This is a genomic window from Stenotrophomonas sp. YJH_SMC_123, from assembly GCF_059368215.1.
The window spans coordinates 1-15,395 of the sequence record NZ_JCAFRM010000015.1 but is presented as its reverse complement, the minus strand read 5'-3'; the positions used below and the strand labels follow the sequence as shown (position 1 = coordinate 15,395).

Sequence of the window (15,395 nt, the reverse complement as noted above, 5' to 3'; positions counted from 1 at the left end):
GCAGATGAAGATCGGTGAGCTGGCCCGCCTCACGGGCCTCGCGGCGTCGCGCATTCGCTTCTATGAAGACGCGGGGCTGCTGGTGGCGCAGCGCCAGGCCAATGGCTACCGCGACTATCCGGAACAGGCGGTGCTGTTGCTGGAGTTGATCACGGGCGCGCAGCGTGCAGGCTTCAGCCTGGAAGAGATCCGCGCCCTGCTGCCACCGGACATGGGCCAGTGGCAGCATGAGGCGTTGATCACGATGCTGCAGCAGAAGGTGGCTGACATCGAAGCGTTGCAGCTGCGGCTGGCAGAGAGCCGGGCGCATCTGCTGGCCCTGATCGAGGACATCCAGGCGCGGCCGGACGGCATCGACTGTGCAGCCAATTCGCGGCGGGTGCTGGACCGTGTGAAGCGCGGTGAGCTGGCGCGGCCGACCCTGGTGGCCGGCGATACAGCGTTGCTGCGACCAGATCGCCGTCGCCGCAGAGGCAGCGACTGACGATCCGGCGCAATGTTCAGTGACTGCCGGCGACGGCGGTCCTGCGCTTCTTGTCCAGCATCACCGCCACGCACCACAGCAGCAGGCCGCCGATCGCGGTAGCCGCGCCGACATAGCCGGTACTGGCCGGACTGAAGCCGGCGCTGATTGCCATGCCGCCCAGCCACGGGCCGAGTGCGTTGGCAGTATTGAAAGCGGCGTGGTTGGAGGCCGCCGCCAGCGTCTGCGCCTCACCGGCCACGTCCATCAGGCGGGTCTGCAGCACCGCCGCCAGTGCGCCCATGGTGCCGACAGTGATGATCATCGGGCCGATGGTCCACACCGACTGTGCGGCCAGCGGATACAGCAGCAGCATCATGATCGACCACAGCAGCACCACGGCGGCGGCCTTGAAGTGGAACTTGTCCACCAGCCAGCCACCGGCGATGTTGCCGATGATCGCGCCGATGCCGAACACGCCCACCGCCAGCGGCATCCACGATTCGGCCACGCCGGTGACCTGCACCAGGGTCGGTGCCAGGTAGGTGAACACGCAGAACATGCCGGCGAAGCCGACCGCGCCGATCGCCAGCGCCAGCCACACCTGGGACGTGTTGAAGGCGCGCAGCTCGCGCATCGGCGAGGTGCGTACTTCATCCGGGTCCGGCAGCAGGAAGCGCGCGATCATCGCCACGGTGGCGATGGCCAGCACGCTGACCAGGGCAAAGGCGGTGCGCCAGCTCAGCTGCTGACCCAGCCAGGTCGTCAGCGGGTTGCCGACCAGGATCGCGATCGACAGGCCCAGCAGCACGCGTGACATCGCCTGGCCGCGCTGGCCTGCGGGACTGATCGCCGCGGCCACCAGCATCGCCACGCCGAAGTAGGCGCCATGCGGCAGGCCGGCAACGAAGCGCGCCACCAGCATCGTGCCGTAGTTCGGTGCCAGCGCGCTGGCCAGGTTGCCGACCGCGTAGAAGCCCATCAGTGCCAGCAGCAGCTTGCGGCGCGGGAAGCTGGCGCCGACGAAGGCGAGGATCGGGGCGCCGACCACCACGCCGATGGCATAGGCGCTGATCAGATGCCCGACCTGGGTTTCGGAAATCGACAGGCCGCGGCTGATCTCCAGCATCAGGCCCATGCTGGCGAACTCGCTGGTGCCGATGGCGAAGCCACCCAGTGAAAGGGCGAGGATGATCAGGGTGCGCTGGCGGGGCGTCAGCCGCGCAGCCAGGGAAGAGTTGGGGCTCATGCGGGGGCGCGATGGGGGGCGGGAGCCGCCCATTGTACTGCTGCACTGCAGCAGGAGCAGCAGCACTCAGGGTAAATCAGCGTTTGATCGGTGACACGCCGGCCCGCCGCGCCTCGTCGCGCCCGGCTCAGATGCCCAGCGCCGCCCGGGCATGAGCGTACTTTCCGTGCAGGCGCGCGGCCGTCGCCGCATCGAGCATCGCCAGCCGCTGCGGATCGGCGTTGTCATCCAGATCGGCGCGCTTCACTTTCAGTGCCAGCGGGTGGGCGGCAATGCGCGCGTAGTAGCTGTCCGCGTCGGGTGCTGCATCGCGGTTGAGCAGTTGCACCGCCTCGCGCAGCGGTGCGGGAAATACCTCGATCCGCGCGGCAAACGCCGGGCAGTCCTCGGCCACGTCATGCAGCCAGGCCACCACTTCGGCGTCATCGTCGCCGCACACCGCAGCCGCCACCCGCGCCACATGGCCGATGTAAGGCTGGCCGGCCTTGTCGATCTGCCCCGCGTGGGCCTCGGTGGCCAGCGTGCGGGCAAGTGCTACCCAGTCCATTGCGGCTTCCTTGGATATCCGCGCACAGTTTCGCGCAGAAGCCGCAGCGGTTGTGGATGCGCCCATGACGCTGCCACCGGCATGATGGCGGGGCAGGGGGCGCAGTGTTGCCCCGACAAGGAGGAGTGCGATGCAGGAATTCAGGCATGTGCTGGAAACCCGTGGCCGCTACCAGCTGGTAGCGGTGTCCCACGAGCCGGTGTACGCTCCCGGCGATGTGGTCGGCCATGCGGTCGTCGCCGACGATGGGGATCGTCTGACCGACCTGATATCACTGGCCGAAGCGCGCCAACGCTTGCTGCAACTGGTGCGTGAAGAGGGCGAGGAGCCCGGGCTGGAAAACGAGAACCACCTGCGGAAGAAGGCGTCGCGCTGGCGCCACCGCTAGGCCGTCGCGCCGCGTGCGCATCATGGAGGATTCGGGTGTTGCCCAGTAAGAAGTATCTGCTCATCGCCATCATCACGCTGGCGACCCTGTTGCTTGGTTTCGTGTTCTCCGGCTACTTGACCTTGCTGTTCCTGGGGCTGGACACCCAGCTGTTCACCTGGAACACCTACTACCAGTACGTCCACGCCATCGGCCAACCGCAGGTCGCGCCTTTCGTGGGCAAGATCAAATGGGCGGGCTACGTAGGCTTCGGCCTGCCCCTGCTGGTGCTGCTGGTGGCCGGCCTGGTGCTGCTGCTGAAGAAGGACAAGCGCTCGCTGCACGGCGACGCGCGCTTCGCCACCGGTGCCGACCTGGCCAAGCACGGCATGTTCAAGAAGACCGGCCAGAGCATCGTGGTCGGCAGCCATGGCGGCAAGCTGGTGCGCCTGGATGGCCAGCAGTTCGTGATCCTGGCCGCGCCCACCCGCTCGGGCAAGGGCGTGGGCGTGGTCATCCCGAACCTGCTGGAGTACGGCGAATCGCTGGTGGTGCTGGACATCAAGCAGGAGAACTTCGACCTGACCAGCGGCTGGCGCGCCAGCCAGGGCCAGGAGATCTACCTGTTCAACCCCTTCGCCGAGGACCGGCGTACGCACCGCTGGAACCCGCTCAGCTACGTCTCCGACGATCCGGCCTTCCGGGTGTCGGACCTGATGAGCATCGCCGCGATGCTGTACCCAGACGGGGCCGAGGACCAGAAGTTCTGGGTCAGCCAGGCACGCAATGCGTTCATGGCCTTTACCCTGTACCTGTTCGAGAACTGCGACGACGAGCGCAGCAGCGGTTTCCCGGGCGGCGCCGGCACGCCCACGCTCGGTGCGGTGTACCGTTTGTCCTCCGGCGACGGCACCGACCTGAAGAAGTACCTCAAGACCCTGTCGGAGCGACCGTTCCTCAGTGCCAATGCCCGTTCGGCGTTCGCCAACATGTTGTCGCAGGCCGATGAGACCTTCGCCTCGATCCTGGGCACCTTCAAGGAGCCGCTCAATCCCTGGATCAACCCGGTGCTGGACAAGGCCACCAGCAGCAACGACTTCCTGCTGACCGACGTCCGCAAGAAGAAGATGACCATCTACATCGGCATCCAGCCCAACAAGCTGGCCGAGAGCCGGCTGATCATCAACCTGTTCTTCAGCCAGCTGATCAACCTCAACACCAAGGAACTGCCCAAGTCCAACCCGGACCTGAAGTACCAGTGCCTGCTGCTGATGGACGAATTCACCTCGATCGGCAAAGTGGAGATCATCGCCTCGGCGGTCTCCTACATGGCCGGCTACAACATCCGCCTGCTGCCGATCATCCAGAGCATGTCCCAACTCGACGCCACCTACGGCCGGGAAGTCTCTCGCACGATCATCACCAACCACGCGCTGCAGATCCTGTACGCGCCGCGCGAACAGCAGGATGCCAACGACTATTCGGACATGCTGGGCTACACCACGGTGCGCAGGAAGAACGTCACCCATGCCCGCGAGAAGACCCACAACTTCACCGAGGAACGGCGCGCGCTGATGCTGCCGCAGGAGCTGAAGGCGATGGGGCCGGACATGGAGGTGTTCCTGTACGAGGGGATACCTCACCCGGTGAAGTGCGACAAGATCCGGTACTACAAGGATCGCTACTTCACCTCGAGGCTGCTGCCGAAGGTGGACGTTCCGATGCTGAACGTCTAATTCACGTCGCTGAATTTGTGATCACCATTCGTAGTTAAGAATGTGAATTCGTGATTTCGGTCAAGAATTTGGCATTTGTTCATGGATTTTCAGACTTGTCTGACATGGAATTGACGCGTGGTTGTGCGACCCTGTGCATGTCGTTCAGAAATGTGTGATGGATGGCAGATGTTGTAGAGCAGGGTGGCCAGGAGTTTGTGCCATGAAACAAGGATGGTTTCGACGTTGGTGAGGTATGCGGGTGTGTCGTCGGCAGTGTCTGGCGGCCCCGCGACTTGGTTGGCAGCCGTTGGCTGCAGGGGAGCCGGAGCAGGTGTGCTGCCAGTCAGTGCGTCGCTCCGATTCCGGCGTGCGCGACGCAGCGCCGGACGACCAGGGGGCCAATGCTCGGGACTGCTTTTTCGTACGTCAAAGTGAAGCCCGTATGAATCAGGCGTTTATCGCGAAAATGTCCATCGCCGCAGTGACGGCGTTGATGGTGGCCGGTTGCGCCACCAAGTCCGCTCCCGATTTCGGAGGCCGCTGGAAGCCGGTCAACCGCTTTGCTGCGGCACCCACCGAGATCCCGCTGTACTCCAGCTACGTCTACCAGGCCTCGCCGATGGATGGCACGCTCAAAGCCATGCTCGAGCGCTGGGCCAAGGATTCCGGACGCACGCTGGATTACCGCCTGAGCTCGGACTTCACCCTGTACGGCGCGGTCTCCAGCATCGACACCACCAACGCTCAGCAGGCCGTGATCGATCTGACGGCGGCCTATGCAGCGCAGGGCATCTCCGTCTCCATCGTTGGCAACCAGATCGTTGTGCAGAGCGCTGGCTCGACGCCGACCGCGTCGGCACAGGGCGCTGATTCCAACAGCGGCACCTGAGTCCACCTCGAAATCATCGAACGTGCCGCTCCCCGCGCCTGTCGCAGGGGTGCCACGCCCATTGATGTTTCAGCAGTACGGAAGAATCCATGTTCCGCAAGAAGGATCCCGGCAATAGTCCCAAGGTCGAGCAGTCGGTCGCCAAGGCGGTCAGCTACGAGATCACCGTGGCCGACATGGCGCGCCGCAGCGAGCGGCGTGCGTGGTGGGTCGCCACAGGCTCGTTGCTGATGTCGCTCGCACTGGCGGGCGGCTACTACTACATGCTGCCGCTGAAGGAAAAGGTGCCGTTCCTGGTCATGGCCGATGCCTACACGGGTACGGCGACCGTCGCGCGTTTGAGTGGCACGTTCCAGGGCGAGACGATCACCACCAACGAAGCGATCAATCGCAGCAACGTCGCCCAGTACGTGCTCGCGCGCGAATCGTATGACTCGGCGGTGATGGGCCTGCGTGACTGGGAACTGGTGTTCGTGATGTCCACCGATCCGGTGGCGCAGTCCATGCGTGTCCGCTATGCCGGCAACAATCCGCAGAACCCGTTCGTGATGTACGGTCGCGAGCGCGCCATCCGGGTCAAGATCCTCAGCATCACGCCACTGGGGGCCGAGCCGAACGGCAGCTTCCGCGGCGCTTCGGTGCGCATACAGCGCAGCCTGCTGGACAAGCGCACCGGCGTCTCTACCTACCTGGACAACCAGCTGGTGACGATGCGCTTCAGCTACAACCAGAACCTGGCGCTGTCCGAACAGGATCGCATCCTGAACCCACTGGCGTTCCAGGTCACCGAGTACCGCGTCGACAACGACTACTCGCGTGGCGTGCCGGTGCCGGATGACGGCGCCATGCAGGCGCAGGCGCAGCAGGCCGCACAGGCGGCGCAGCAGGCACAGGGTGTCTACGATCCCAACAATCCGGCCGCGGCCACCATGATCGATCCGGCCACCGGCCAGCCGGTCGCGGCTCCGGTCAACGGCCAGGTGCCGGGCCAGGCAATGCCGGGACAGCCTGTACAGGGTCAACCCATGCCGGGTCAGCCGGTGCAGGGGCAAGCAATGCCGGGGCAGGCCATGCCCGGACAGCCGGCCATGAGGCCGGCGCAGAACAATTCCACCGGAACTGCTGATGGAGCAAGCAACCGATGAGTAGTCGAAATATCAGGGGAAGCGCGCTGGCGCTGCTGTCGATGTTGTCGTTGCTGTTCTCAGCAGCGGCGATGGCGCAGGCGGTTGACCACTACGAGTACGAGAAGGACCGTATCTATCCGGTTCGCACCGGCCTGGGCCTGACCACCCAGATCGAGTTGAGCCCGAACGAGAAGATCCTCGACTACAGCACCGGCTTCAGCAGCGGCTGGGAACTGACCCGTCGCGAGAACGTGTTCTACCTCAAGCCGAAGAACGTCGACGTCGACACCAACATGATGGTGCGCACCGAGACCCATTCCTACATCTTCGAGCTGAAGGTGGTGGCCACCGACTGGCGCCAGCTGGAACAGGCCCGTCGTGCCGGTGTGCAGTACAAGATCGCCTTCGTCTATCCGAACGACACCGTGTTCGGCGTCGCCCAGGAAGCGGTCGAGGAAGAGGCCAAGCCGTTGTTGAGCTCGGAACTGGCCAAGGACCGCCAGTACAACTTCAACTACTCCTATTCGACCAGCAAGGCGAAGAAGATGGGGTGGCTGATCCCGGTCAACGCCTATGACGATGGTCGTTTCACCTACCTGAAACTGCCGAATTCGCCGGAGTACAAGACCGGCATCTTCCCGGCGGTGTTTGGTCGTGAAACAGAATACGGTGAAGACTTCGTGGTCAACACCACGGTTGAAGGCAATACGCTGATCGTGCACGGGACACACCCGTACCTGGTCATCCGCCACGGCGACTTCGTCGTCGGCCTGCGAAGGAACGTGAAGAAATGAGCCAGCAGAACACTCCCGGAAACGACCCGAACAACGGACGCGACGAGAGCCAGAGCCCGTACGGCGCACAGGGTGCTTCGGACGCGCAGTCGAACCCGTACTTCGGCACGACCCAGGCCGAGCCTGCGCCGGATCTGGATGCGGCCGCGCCGCAGCTGCGCTCGGCCGAAGAGCAGCGGCTGAACCGCAAGGCGCTGCTGTTCCTGGGCGGCATCGTGGTGCTGCTGGTGGCCATGGGTTTCCTGCTGTTCCGCAAGGGCCAGGATGACAAGGACGCTGTGCAGAAGGTGCCGGACGTTGCGCGCGTGTCTACGCCGACTCTGCCGGACGCCGTGCAGACGAGTCCGGTGCCCTCCCAGGCCATGCAACCGGTTGATCCGATTCCGATGACGCCGCCGCTACCGCCGCCGCCGCTGGATTCCACCCCGCTGTTCGTTCCCCAGTCCGATTCGGCGCGCGAGATGGACCGTGGCCCGACTTTGCTGGACCGCCGCATCGGCTCCGGGAGCGGGGTGGGTGGTGGTGATGGACAGGATGGCAACGGGAGCAATGGCGGCCGCGGCATGGATGAGTACACCCGTGCCATGCTGGCCCAGCTGCCCAACAATCAGGCGGCGCCGGCAAAGGTTCGCCGCGGCCCGGACGTCGAGGATGTCTCCAGCGCCACCTATATCCAGAGCCCCGACGCGCTGCTGGTGCGTGGCACCTACCTGCGTTGCGTGTTGGAAACCCGAATCATCACCGATCTCGCCGGCTATACCTCGTGCCTGCTGACCGAGCCGGTGTACTCGATCAACGGTCGCAACCTGCTGCTGCCGAAGGGCTCCAAGATCTATGGCGCCTACGGCGGCGGTCCGATGGGCAAGCGCGTGGAAGTGATCTGGGATCGCATCACCACTCCGAATGGCATCGACGTTGCGATGTCCAGCCCGGGCGTGGATCAGCTGGGGGGCGCCGGTCATCCGGGCCAGTACAGCGCGCACTGGGGCAGCCGTATCGCCTCGGCGCTGATGATCAGCCTGATTTCCGATGCCTTCAAGTACGCAGCCGCCGAACACGGTCCGGAGACCACCACCATCGCCAATAACGGCATGACGGTGCAGTCGCCCTATGAGAGTGCTACCGCACGCACGATGGAGCGCCTGGCCAACGAGGCACTCAGCAGCAACCGTCGTCCGCCGACCGTCACCATCAACCAGGGCACGATCGTGAACGTCTACGTCGCCAAGGACGTCGACTTCACCAACGTGCTGCACCCCCGCCGGTAACCCAACGAACGATCATGGACGCCGAAGTGTCACCCCTCGCCCTCGTCTCCAGCGATTTCCTGCGCTATCAGTACGAAGTGCTGGGCATCGCCGAGTACATGACGTCTCCGGAAGTGACGGAAATCTGCATCAACCGTCCCGGTGAGCTGTACCTGGAAACCCGGGCGGGGTGGCAGCGGGTGGACGTGCCGAGCCTGACCTTCGAGCGGGCCCGGCAGTTCTGCACGGCGGTGGTGAACGAGAGCAACACCGGCCAGCGCATCACCGATGCCGATCCGGTCGTGTCGCTCACGTTCCCCACTGGCCAGCGTGCGCAGTTCGTGATTCCGCCGGCATGTGATGCAGGCAAGGTGTCGATCACCATCCGTCTGCCGTCCAAGCACACCAAGTCGCTCAGCCAGTATCACGAAGACGGCTTCTTCAATCAGATCCTGGAAACCGATGGCAGCATCAGCGAGCAGGATCGCGAGCTGCTGGAGCTGCGCCATTCGCGCGAGTACGCCGAGTTCTTCCGGCGTGCGGTGATGTACCGCAAGAACATTGTGGTATCGGGTGCGACCGGTAGCGGCAAGACCACCTTCATGAAGGCGCTGGTCAACCATATCCCGGACAGCGAGCGCCTGGTCACGATCGAGGACGCGCGCGAACTGTTCCTGACCCAGCCCAACGTCGTGCACCTGCTGTATTCCAAGGGTGGACAAAGCACCAGCAATGTCAGCGCCAAGAGCTGCATGGAAGCCTGCCTGCGCATGAAGCCCGAACGCATCATCCTGGCCGAGCTGCGCGGTGACGAGGCGTTCTACTTCATCCGCAACTGCGCGTCCGGTCATCCGGGTTCGATCACCAGCTGCCATGCGGGCAGCCCGGAGCAGACCTGGGACCAGTTGGCGCTGATGGTGAAGGCCTCGACCGAAGGTTCGGGCCTGGAATTCAACGTGATCAAGCGACTGTTGATGATGACCATCGACATCGTCGTGCATATCAAGGCGCATGCCGGCTCGCGCTACATCACCGGCATCGACTTCAATCCTGGGCGTGCCCAGGGGCAGGGGGGCTGAAGGATGCTGCCAGGACTGGAAATGATGGCGTGCCCGGAGATGGCCGTGTCGATGGATGTGATGCAGCACGTCATCAACGTCGAATCGTCGCGCAATCCCTACGCGATCGGCGTGGTTGGCGGTGCACTGGTGCGCCAGCCCAAGGCCTTGGATGAAGCACTGGCGACGGTGCGCATGCTGGAAGAGAAGGGCTACAACTTCTCGATCGGGCTGGCCCAGGTCAATCGCTACAACCTGGGCAAGTACGGCCTGGATTCCTACGAGAAGGCCTTCCAGCAGTGCCCGAACCTGCAGGCCGGTTCGCGCATCCTCGCCGAGTGCTACAAGCGCTCCGGTGGTGACTGGGGCAAGTCGTTCAGCTGCTACTACTCGGGCAATTTCGAGACCGGCTTCCGTCATGGCTACGTGCAGAAGATCTACGACTCGATCCGCCGCGGGCAGCAGGTCGCCAGTAATGGTGTCGCACCGATCGACGTGGTCAGTCGGGGGGAGCGCCGCGCGGTGAAGGTCGAGCATCACCCGCAGCTGGCTTCGCCGGCGCAGGCGCGCATCGTTGCTCAATCCAATGGCCCCGTGTACGTGCCGTCGGAAGATCCCGCACGCGCCTATGTCGTGTACCCGTCCACCGGGGCGATGGCGCGGGGCAGCCTCCTGAACATCGCCGACCAGGCACTGTCCAAGGTGGTACTGGGTTCGGTGGATCGGATGATGCAGCCGCAGGCGCAGCCGGCCCAGGCGGGCGCCTATCCGCAGCAGCAGGCCGGCGGCATGCCGCAGCAGCTGCCACAGCAGGGCCCCGCACAGGCGATGGCCATGCCGCAGCAATTGCCGGGCGCGGCTGGCGCCGGCAATGAGGGGCCAGTGATGCTGCGGCCCTGGAGCGAGCGTAACCAGCCTGTGGCCGGTACCGACAATTCGTACAACGCGCCGGTGCAGGCCGCACCGGTGCAGCAGATTCCCGCAGGGGATGCGGCCTTCGTGTTCTGACGAAGTCGTGGTGCGGCCAGTCCCCCGGCTGGCCGATTCAGTTGTGTTAGTCCATCAACAAGGAAATCAATCCATGAAGCGATCCAATCTCGACCTCGTCCAGGCCCAGCGCACGCTGAAGACCCTGCTGATGGCCACGATCTTCGTTGGCGCACTGTTCGCCCCGCAGGTGTTCGCAACCGGCACCGACTTCGGCGGCACCGACAAGAAGGTCTGCGGTTTCTTCTCCAACATCAACGGCCTGCTGAACATGGCCTCGATCGCCGTCGTGACCATTGCGGTGATCTTCGCCGGCTACCAGATCGCCTTCGCGCACAAGCGCATCGGTGACGTCGCGCCGATCCTGATCGGTGGCGTGCTGATCGGTGCCGCCGGCCAGATTGCGCGCATGCTGCTGGGCGAGGGTAGCGACGGCAAGTGCGGTGGTGGCACCAGCACCTCCCACCTGATCAACCACGTGATCCAGTACTACAGTGCATAAGAACGTCGTGTTCCGCGGCTGCACGCGCCCAGCGATGTTCCTGGGCGTCCCCTACCTGCCATTTTTCATGGTGGCAGGTGGGTTGCTGCTGCTCAGCATGTACACGAACTTCTGGTTCCTGCTCACCATTCCGGTGGCGGTCTTCATCATGCGGCAGATGGCCAAGCGTGACGAAATGATCTTCCGCCTGTTGGGCCTGCGCCTGATGTTCAAGCTGAAAGTCCGCAACGTGCAGGAACACGATGGCATGTGGGTATTCAACCCCAACCATTACCGCGACAAGCCGGCCCGAATGGATTGAGGTCCGGATCCGGCCTGGCGGGCGTCTGCACCCGCCGGGTCTTTTGTAACTCCTTGGCACTACCTCTTTGGAAGCAGTCGTATGTTCAGCCCTGACACCTCCATCAGTGAGTTCATTCCGTTGTCGTCGCATGTCGCTCCGAACGTGGTCAAGACCACGGGCGGCGATTACCTGCTGACCTGGCATCTGGAAGGGCTGCCGTTCGTCGGCCGCGAGGAGTGGGAGCTCGAACATCGCCACAACACGTTCAACCGCCTGCTGCAGACGCTGCGCGCGCCGGATTTCGTCAACGTCGCCTTCTGGGTGCACGACATCCGTCGTCGCCGCACCCTGAAGGGCAAGAGCAACTACAAGCAGCGCTTCAACCAGGATGTGTCCGATCAGTACATGGGCATGTTGTCCTCACAGCGCATCATGCAGAACGAGCTGTACCTGACCATGATCTACCGCCCCGTGGTGGCGGGTAAGCGCTTCGTAGAGAAGTCGGCGAACGTGGACAAGCTGCGCGCCGAGCAGGAGCAGGCGGTCGAAAAGCTGATGGAGCTGGCCGGCAACGTCGAGGCCGTCATCCGGGACTATGCGCCATACCGCTTGGGAATGTACGAGGCCAAGAACGGCGTGGTGTTCTCGGAAACGCTGGAGCTGTTCGGTTACCTGATCAATCGCATCGACGAGCCGGTGCCGGTGCTGTCGGCACCGATCAAGGACTACCTGCCTGTCAGCCGCCATATGTTCTCGGCCAAGACCGGCGATTTCGCGATCAATACCCCCAATGGTGCCAACCACTTCGGCGCCATTCTGAACATCAAGGAGTATGCCGAGGGCACTTACCCGGGCATCCTCAACGGCCTGAAGTACCTCGACTACGAGTACGTCATCACCCATTCGTTCAGCCCGATGGGGCGGCAGGACGCGCTGAAGGTGCTCGATCGCACCAAGGGCATGATGATCTCCTCCGGCGACAAGGCGGTCAGCCAGATCGTCGAGCTCGACCAGGCCATGGATCAGCTGTCGTCCGGCAACTTCGTGCTGGGTGAATACCACTTCATCATGGCGGTCTACGGTGACACTCAGGCCAAGCTGTCGCAGAACGTCGCATCGACCCGCGCCGAGCTGTCCAACGCCGGCTTCGTGTCGACCAAGGAAGACCTTGCGGTCACCTCGTCCTTCTATTCGCAGCTGCCGGGCAACTGGCGCTATCGTACCCGCCTGGCCAATGTCAGCTCGCTGAACTTCCTGGGCCTGTCGCCGCTGCACAACTTCGCCACCGGCAAGCAGCACAACAACCCGTGGGGCGACTGCGTCACCACGCTGCAGACCACCAACGGCCAGCCGTACTACTTCAATTTCCACGCGACCCATCCGTCGGAAAACTCGCTGGGCGAGAAGGCGATCGCCAATACCATGGTGATTGGTAAGTCCGGTACCGGTAAGACCGCGCTGATCAACTTCCTGCTCAGCCAGGTTCAGAAGTACGAGCCGTCACCGACCATCTTCTTCTTCGACAAGGATCGTGGTGCGGAGATCTTCGTGCGCGCCTGCGGTGGCAACTATCTGGCCCTGGAGAACGGCGCGCCGACCGGTTTCAACCCGTTCCAGTGCGAGAACAACGAAGCCAACGTGCAGTTCCTGGCCGACCTGATCAAGGTGCTGGCCGGCAAGCGTGAGTACAGCGCCCGCGAGGAAGAAGACATCTATCGCGCGGTGGAAAGCATGCTCGATACGCCGATGCATCTGCGCAGCATGACCAATTTCCAGAAGAGCCTGCCCAACATGGGTGACGATGGCCTCTACGCGCGCATGCGGCGCTGGACCTCGGGCAATTCGCTGGGCTGGGTCTTCGACAATCCGGTCGACACCGTTGATCTGAGCAAGGCCAACATCATCGGCTTCGACTACACCGACATCATCGACAATCCCGAAGTGCGCGTGCCGGTCATCAATTACCTGCTGCACCGCCTGGAGTCGCTGATCGATGGTCGTCCGCTGATCTACGTGATGGACGAATTCTGGAAGATCCTGGATGGCGAAGGTGGCCTGAAGGAGTTCGCGAAGAACAAGCAGAAGACCATTCGTAAGCAGAATGGCCTGGGCATCTTCGCGACGCAGAGCCCGGAGGACGCGCTGAAGAGCGACATCTCGGCAGCGCTGATCGAGCAGACTGCCACGTTGATCCTGCTGCCGAACCCGAACGCCAGCAAGAGCGACTACATGGACGGCCTGAAACTGACCGAGGCCGAGTTCAAGGTGGTCACTGCCCTGGACGAGCGCTCGCGCTGCTTCCTGGTCAAGCAGGGTCACGCGTCCAGTGTGTGCCAGCTCAACCTGCGCGGCATGGATGACATTCTGTCGGTGATCTCGGCGTCCACTGACAACATCGACATCATGCATCGGGTATTGCAGACAGCTGCGGTACGCGCACGGGTGACGGTGGATGAGCTGACGCCGGAACAGTGGCTTGAAGATTTCTACAAGAATCGAAAGGGCTCGGGCAAGGCGGCTGCCGCAGCGCGCGACACTGTTACCTGATCCGCGAGACGGCCTGCCCGAAGACTACGAGTTCCGATCAATGGAGACTGATATGAATAATACCAAGCAAGCTTCCTCGCCCCGCCGCCGCGCGCCCCGTCTTGCAGCGATGACCGTGGCAGCCGTGATGGCGCTCGGCACCGGCAATGTCAGCGCCTGGATTCCCGTGCAGGAGACCGGTACCAGCCTCATCCAGCACCTGCTCAATCAGATCAACACCTACAAGACCGAGGCGACCGTCTACGCGGCCAAAGCGCAGGACGCGGCCGAGTACGTCGAGCAGAACACCCGCTGGATCCGCACGCTGGAGCAGTATCGCCAGGCGCTGATCCAGGTGCAGGCGGCGGTGAACAGCTTCGGCATGCCCGACAGCGCGCCGTTGGTGCCGGTGGCACCGAACTATCTGGTTGCCGAAACCTGCGGCAAGGCGCTGGACTTCAGCCTGGAGTCCGCCTTCAAGGTGTTCGTGTTCAATCCGCAGGCGGATGTGAAGGAGCAGCAGATGCAGATCTGCGTCAACATCCGGATGATGCAGAACCGCAAGTACAACGACGCGATCGATTTCCTGACCCAGACCGTTCCGCGCATCAACAACTCCTTGACCCGCATCCTCAAGATCCGCCTGACCAACAACGATCAGGGCACCGTGCAGGGTGCCGACAGCGAATCGCTCCGCACCGCCAATGACATTGCCGCACTTGCCCAGAGCTGGGAAGCACGGATGAAATCCTATGATGCCTATATCGAGGTCATGGAGGCCAACCAGAAGGTGGTGGCGCAGGCCGCATTGAAGGGGGACCCGACCAAGCAGCTGATCAGCGACATGGTCAAGACCACCGCACTGAAGGCCGCGCTCAGCGTCAAGTGATCGCAGGCCGCTAATACGTAGACATGCGCTGCAAAGCAATGCGGCATTTCATGCAGTAACGGAATTACCAAGGGATTGTGGAAATGACGATCAGGTGGCTGGCCAACTTTGATTTCTCAGGCGGATTGCAGGATCTGCTGGGCTACGCTGTGCGTGTCCAGTCGATCGGCGATTTCGTCTTCTTCAAGCTGATCATGGATTACCTGCGCGACAGGATCAGTGACTACGGCATCGACCTGATGGGGCGCATGATGTCCTGGGTCGGTGGCATTGCCCTGGTGCTGATGACGCTGTGGGTACTGATCCAGGGCTTCCGGATCGTCACCGGCCGCAGTCGCGACTCCATGATGGTGCTGGTGACCAATATGGCGCGCGCGGCGTTGATTGTGAGTGTTGCCACCAGCATGGCGATGTTCGGCAGCAACCTGCAGAAATTCCTCAACGAGGACGTCAAAGGCCTGATCACCCACGTGGTGACCGGCAAGGACCAGCAGCCGGAAGACCAGATCGACAAGAGCCTGGCGTGGATGCAGGTGGCGCTGTCGAGCATTGATGGCATCAAGATCCTGAATGATCCAGGGTTGCAGGCGGACAAGACGCGGGCGCTTTGGTTCATCGGCATGGGCACGGGCGGTCCGGCCGTCACCGCTGGTGCGATGTTGCTGCTCTACGAGGTCGCGCTGGCGCTGTTCATCGGCCTGGGTCCCTTGTTCATTCTGTGTCTGCTGTTCGACCAGACCAAGCAGCTG

Annotated in this window: 16 protein-coding genes; 14 read left to right on the top strand and 2 right to left on the bottom strand. The window is 63.1% G+C overall.

From position 1 onward, the window contains the following. The first annotated feature begins 4 nt into the window (after positions 1–4). Positions 5–484 carry a MerR family transcriptional regulator gene (locus AC5P5W_RS20540; protein WP_053495385.1) on the top strand — a complete coding sequence of 160 codons (480 nt, stop codon included), beginning with the start codon at positions 5–7 and terminating at the stop codon, positions 482–484. Between the two features lie 16 nt (positions 485–500). Here AC5P5W_RS20540 and AC5P5W_RS20535 read toward each other — a convergent pair whose 3' ends face one another. Together AC5P5W_RS20535 and AC5P5W_RS20530 are read right to left on the bottom strand one after the other, a co-directional pair. Further along, positions 501–1,712: an MFS transporter gene (locus AC5P5W_RS20535; protein WP_197574412.1), complete on the bottom strand. Its 1,212-nt coding sequence runs from the start codon at positions 1,710–1,712 to the stop codon at positions 501–503. Between the two features lie 127 nt (positions 1,713–1,839). Continuing rightward, positions 1,840–2,259 carry an HD domain-containing protein gene (locus AC5P5W_RS20530; RefSeq protein ID WP_053495383.1) on the bottom strand — a complete coding sequence of 140 codons (420 nt, stop codon included), beginning with the start codon at positions 2,257–2,259 and terminating at the stop codon, positions 1,840–1,842. A 130-nt stretch (positions 2,260–2,389) separates the two neighbouring features. On the opposite strand from AC5P5W_RS20530, the gene AC5P5W_RS20525 reads away from it, so the two are divergent. The 13 genes from AC5P5W_RS20525 to AC5P5W_RS20465 form a co-directional block, all read left to right on the top strand. Next, positions 2,390–2,647 (top strand): hypothetical protein, encoded by a 258-nt coding sequence (locus tag AC5P5W_RS20525; protein ID WP_014647581.1) that lies wholly within the window; start codon positions 2,390–2,392, stop codon positions 2,645–2,647. 35 nt (positions 2,648–2,682) lie between these two features. Beyond that, a complete protein-coding gene (locus tag AC5P5W_RS20520) occupies positions 2,683–4,362 on the top strand; it encodes a type IV secretory system conjugative DNA transfer family protein (protein WP_495221418.1) in 1,680 nt (559 codons plus the stop codon). 424 nt (positions 4,363–4,786) lie between these two features. Next, positions 4,787–5,233, top strand: coding sequence for a hypothetical protein (locus tag AC5P5W_RS20515; RefSeq protein ID WP_180834930.1), 447 nt, complete (start codon positions 4,787–4,789; stop codon positions 5,231–5,233). Positions 5,234–5,322: 89 nt separating this feature from the next. Further along, positions 5,323–6,378, top strand: coding sequence for a VirB8 family type IV secretion system protein (locus AC5P5W_RS20510; protein WP_049408147.1), 1,056 nt, complete (start codon positions 5,323–5,325; stop codon positions 6,376–6,378). Continuing rightward, positions 6,375–7,154 (top strand): TrbG/VirB9 family P-type conjugative transfer protein, encoded by a 780-nt coding sequence (locus AC5P5W_RS20505; RefSeq protein ID WP_014037652.1) that lies wholly within the window; start codon positions 6,375–6,377, stop codon positions 7,152–7,154. Before AC5P5W_RS20510 ends, AC5P5W_RS20505 begins: the two co-directional genes overlap by 4 nt. After that, a complete protein-coding gene (locus AC5P5W_RS20500) occupies positions 7,151–8,422 on the top strand; it encodes a TrbI/VirB10 family protein (protein WP_049442499.1) in 1,272 nt (423 codons plus the stop codon). The genes AC5P5W_RS20505 and AC5P5W_RS20500 overlap by 4 nt, the downstream gene beginning before the upstream one ends. A 14-nt stretch (positions 8,423–8,436) precedes the next feature. Further along, the gene (virB11, locus tag AC5P5W_RS20495) at positions 8,437–9,480 is read left to right on the top strand and encodes a P-type DNA transfer ATPase VirB11 (RefSeq protein ID WP_049408142.1); all 1,044 of its coding nucleotides are present in this window, start codon (positions 8,437–8,439) and stop codon (positions 9,478–9,480) included. 3 nt (positions 9,481–9,483) lie between these two features. Beyond that, a complete protein-coding gene (locus AC5P5W_RS20490) occupies positions 9,484–10,467 on the top strand; it encodes a lytic transglycosylase domain-containing protein (protein ID WP_069118279.1) in 984 nt (327 codons plus the stop codon). Positions 10,468–10,540: 73 nt separating this feature from the next. Then, positions 10,541–10,948, top strand: a complete 408-nt coding sequence (locus tag AC5P5W_RS20485; protein ID WP_495221417.1) for a TrbC/VirB2 family protein — start codon at positions 10,541–10,543, stop codon at positions 10,946–10,948. After that, positions 10,941–11,249 (top strand): VirB3 family type IV secretion system protein, encoded by a 309-nt coding sequence (locus AC5P5W_RS20480; RefSeq protein WP_019660289.1) that lies wholly within the window; start codon positions 10,941–10,943, stop codon positions 11,247–11,249. The genes AC5P5W_RS20485 and AC5P5W_RS20480 overlap by 8 nt, the downstream gene beginning before the upstream one ends. 81 nt (positions 11,250–11,330) lie before the next feature. Next, positions 11,331–13,778: a VirB4 family type IV secretion/conjugal transfer ATPase gene (locus AC5P5W_RS20475; RefSeq protein ID WP_164077063.1), complete on the top strand. Its 2,448-nt coding sequence runs from the start codon at positions 11,331–11,333 to the stop codon at positions 13,776–13,778. Further along, on the top strand, positions 13,708–14,646 hold the full coding sequence (locus AC5P5W_RS20470) for a hypothetical protein (protein ID WP_414611706.1): 939 nt from the start codon (positions 13,708–13,710) through the stop codon (positions 14,644–14,646). Before AC5P5W_RS20475 ends, AC5P5W_RS20470 begins: the two co-directional genes overlap by 71 nt. Before the next feature lie 83 nt (positions 14,647–14,729). After that, positions 14,730–15,395, top strand: a 666-nt coding sequence (locus AC5P5W_RS20465) for a TrbL/VirB6 family protein (RefSeq protein WP_495204142.1), incomplete at its 3' end; no start/stop codon positions are given.

What these genes read in the sequence shown, in the direction of transcription:
- AC5P5W_RS20540 (WP_053495385.1), top strand. Translation starts at nt 5, where the DNA reads ATGAAGATCGGTGAGCTGGCCCGCCTCACGGGCCTCGCGGCGTCGCGC.
- AC5P5W_RS20535 (WP_197574412.1), bottom strand. Translation starts at nt 1,712, where the DNA reads ATGAGCCCCAACTCTTCCCTGGCTGCGCGGCTGACGCCCCGCCAGCGC.
- AC5P5W_RS20530 (WP_053495383.1), bottom strand. Translation starts at nt 2,259, where the DNA reads ATGGACTGGGTAGCACTTGCCCGCACGCTGGCCACCGAGGCCCACGCG.
- AC5P5W_RS20525 (WP_014647581.1), top strand. Translation starts at nt 2,390, where the DNA reads ATGCAGGAATTCAGGCATGTGCTGGAAACCCGTGGCCGCTACCAGCTG.
- AC5P5W_RS20515 (WP_180834930.1), top strand. Translation starts at nt 4,787, where the DNA reads ATGAATCAGGCGTTTATCGCGAAAATGTCCATCGCCGCAGTGACGGCG.
- AC5P5W_RS20510 (WP_049408147.1), top strand. Translation starts at nt 5,323, where the DNA reads ATGTTCCGCAAGAAGGATCCCGGCAATAGTCCCAAGGTCGAGCAGTCG.
- AC5P5W_RS20505 (WP_014037652.1), top strand. Translation starts at nt 6,375, where the DNA reads ATGAGTAGTCGAAATATCAGGGGAAGCGCGCTGGCGCTGCTGTCGATG.
- AC5P5W_RS20500 (WP_049442499.1), top strand. Translation starts at nt 7,151, where the DNA reads ATGAGCCAGCAGAACACTCCCGGAAACGACCCGAACAACGGACGCGAC.
- virB11 (WP_049408142.1), top strand. Translation starts at nt 8,437, where the DNA reads ATGGACGCCGAAGTGTCACCCCTCGCCCTCGTCTCCAGCGATTTCCTG.
- AC5P5W_RS20490 (WP_069118279.1), top strand. Translation starts at nt 9,484, where the DNA reads ATGCTGCCAGGACTGGAAATGATGGCGTGCCCGGAGATGGCCGTGTCG.
- AC5P5W_RS20485 (WP_495221417.1), top strand. Translation starts at nt 10,541, where the DNA reads ATGAAGCGATCCAATCTCGACCTCGTCCAGGCCCAGCGCACGCTGAAG.
- AC5P5W_RS20475 (WP_164077063.1), top strand. Translation starts at nt 11,331, where the DNA reads ATGTTCAGCCCTGACACCTCCATCAGTGAGTTCATTCCGTTGTCGTCG.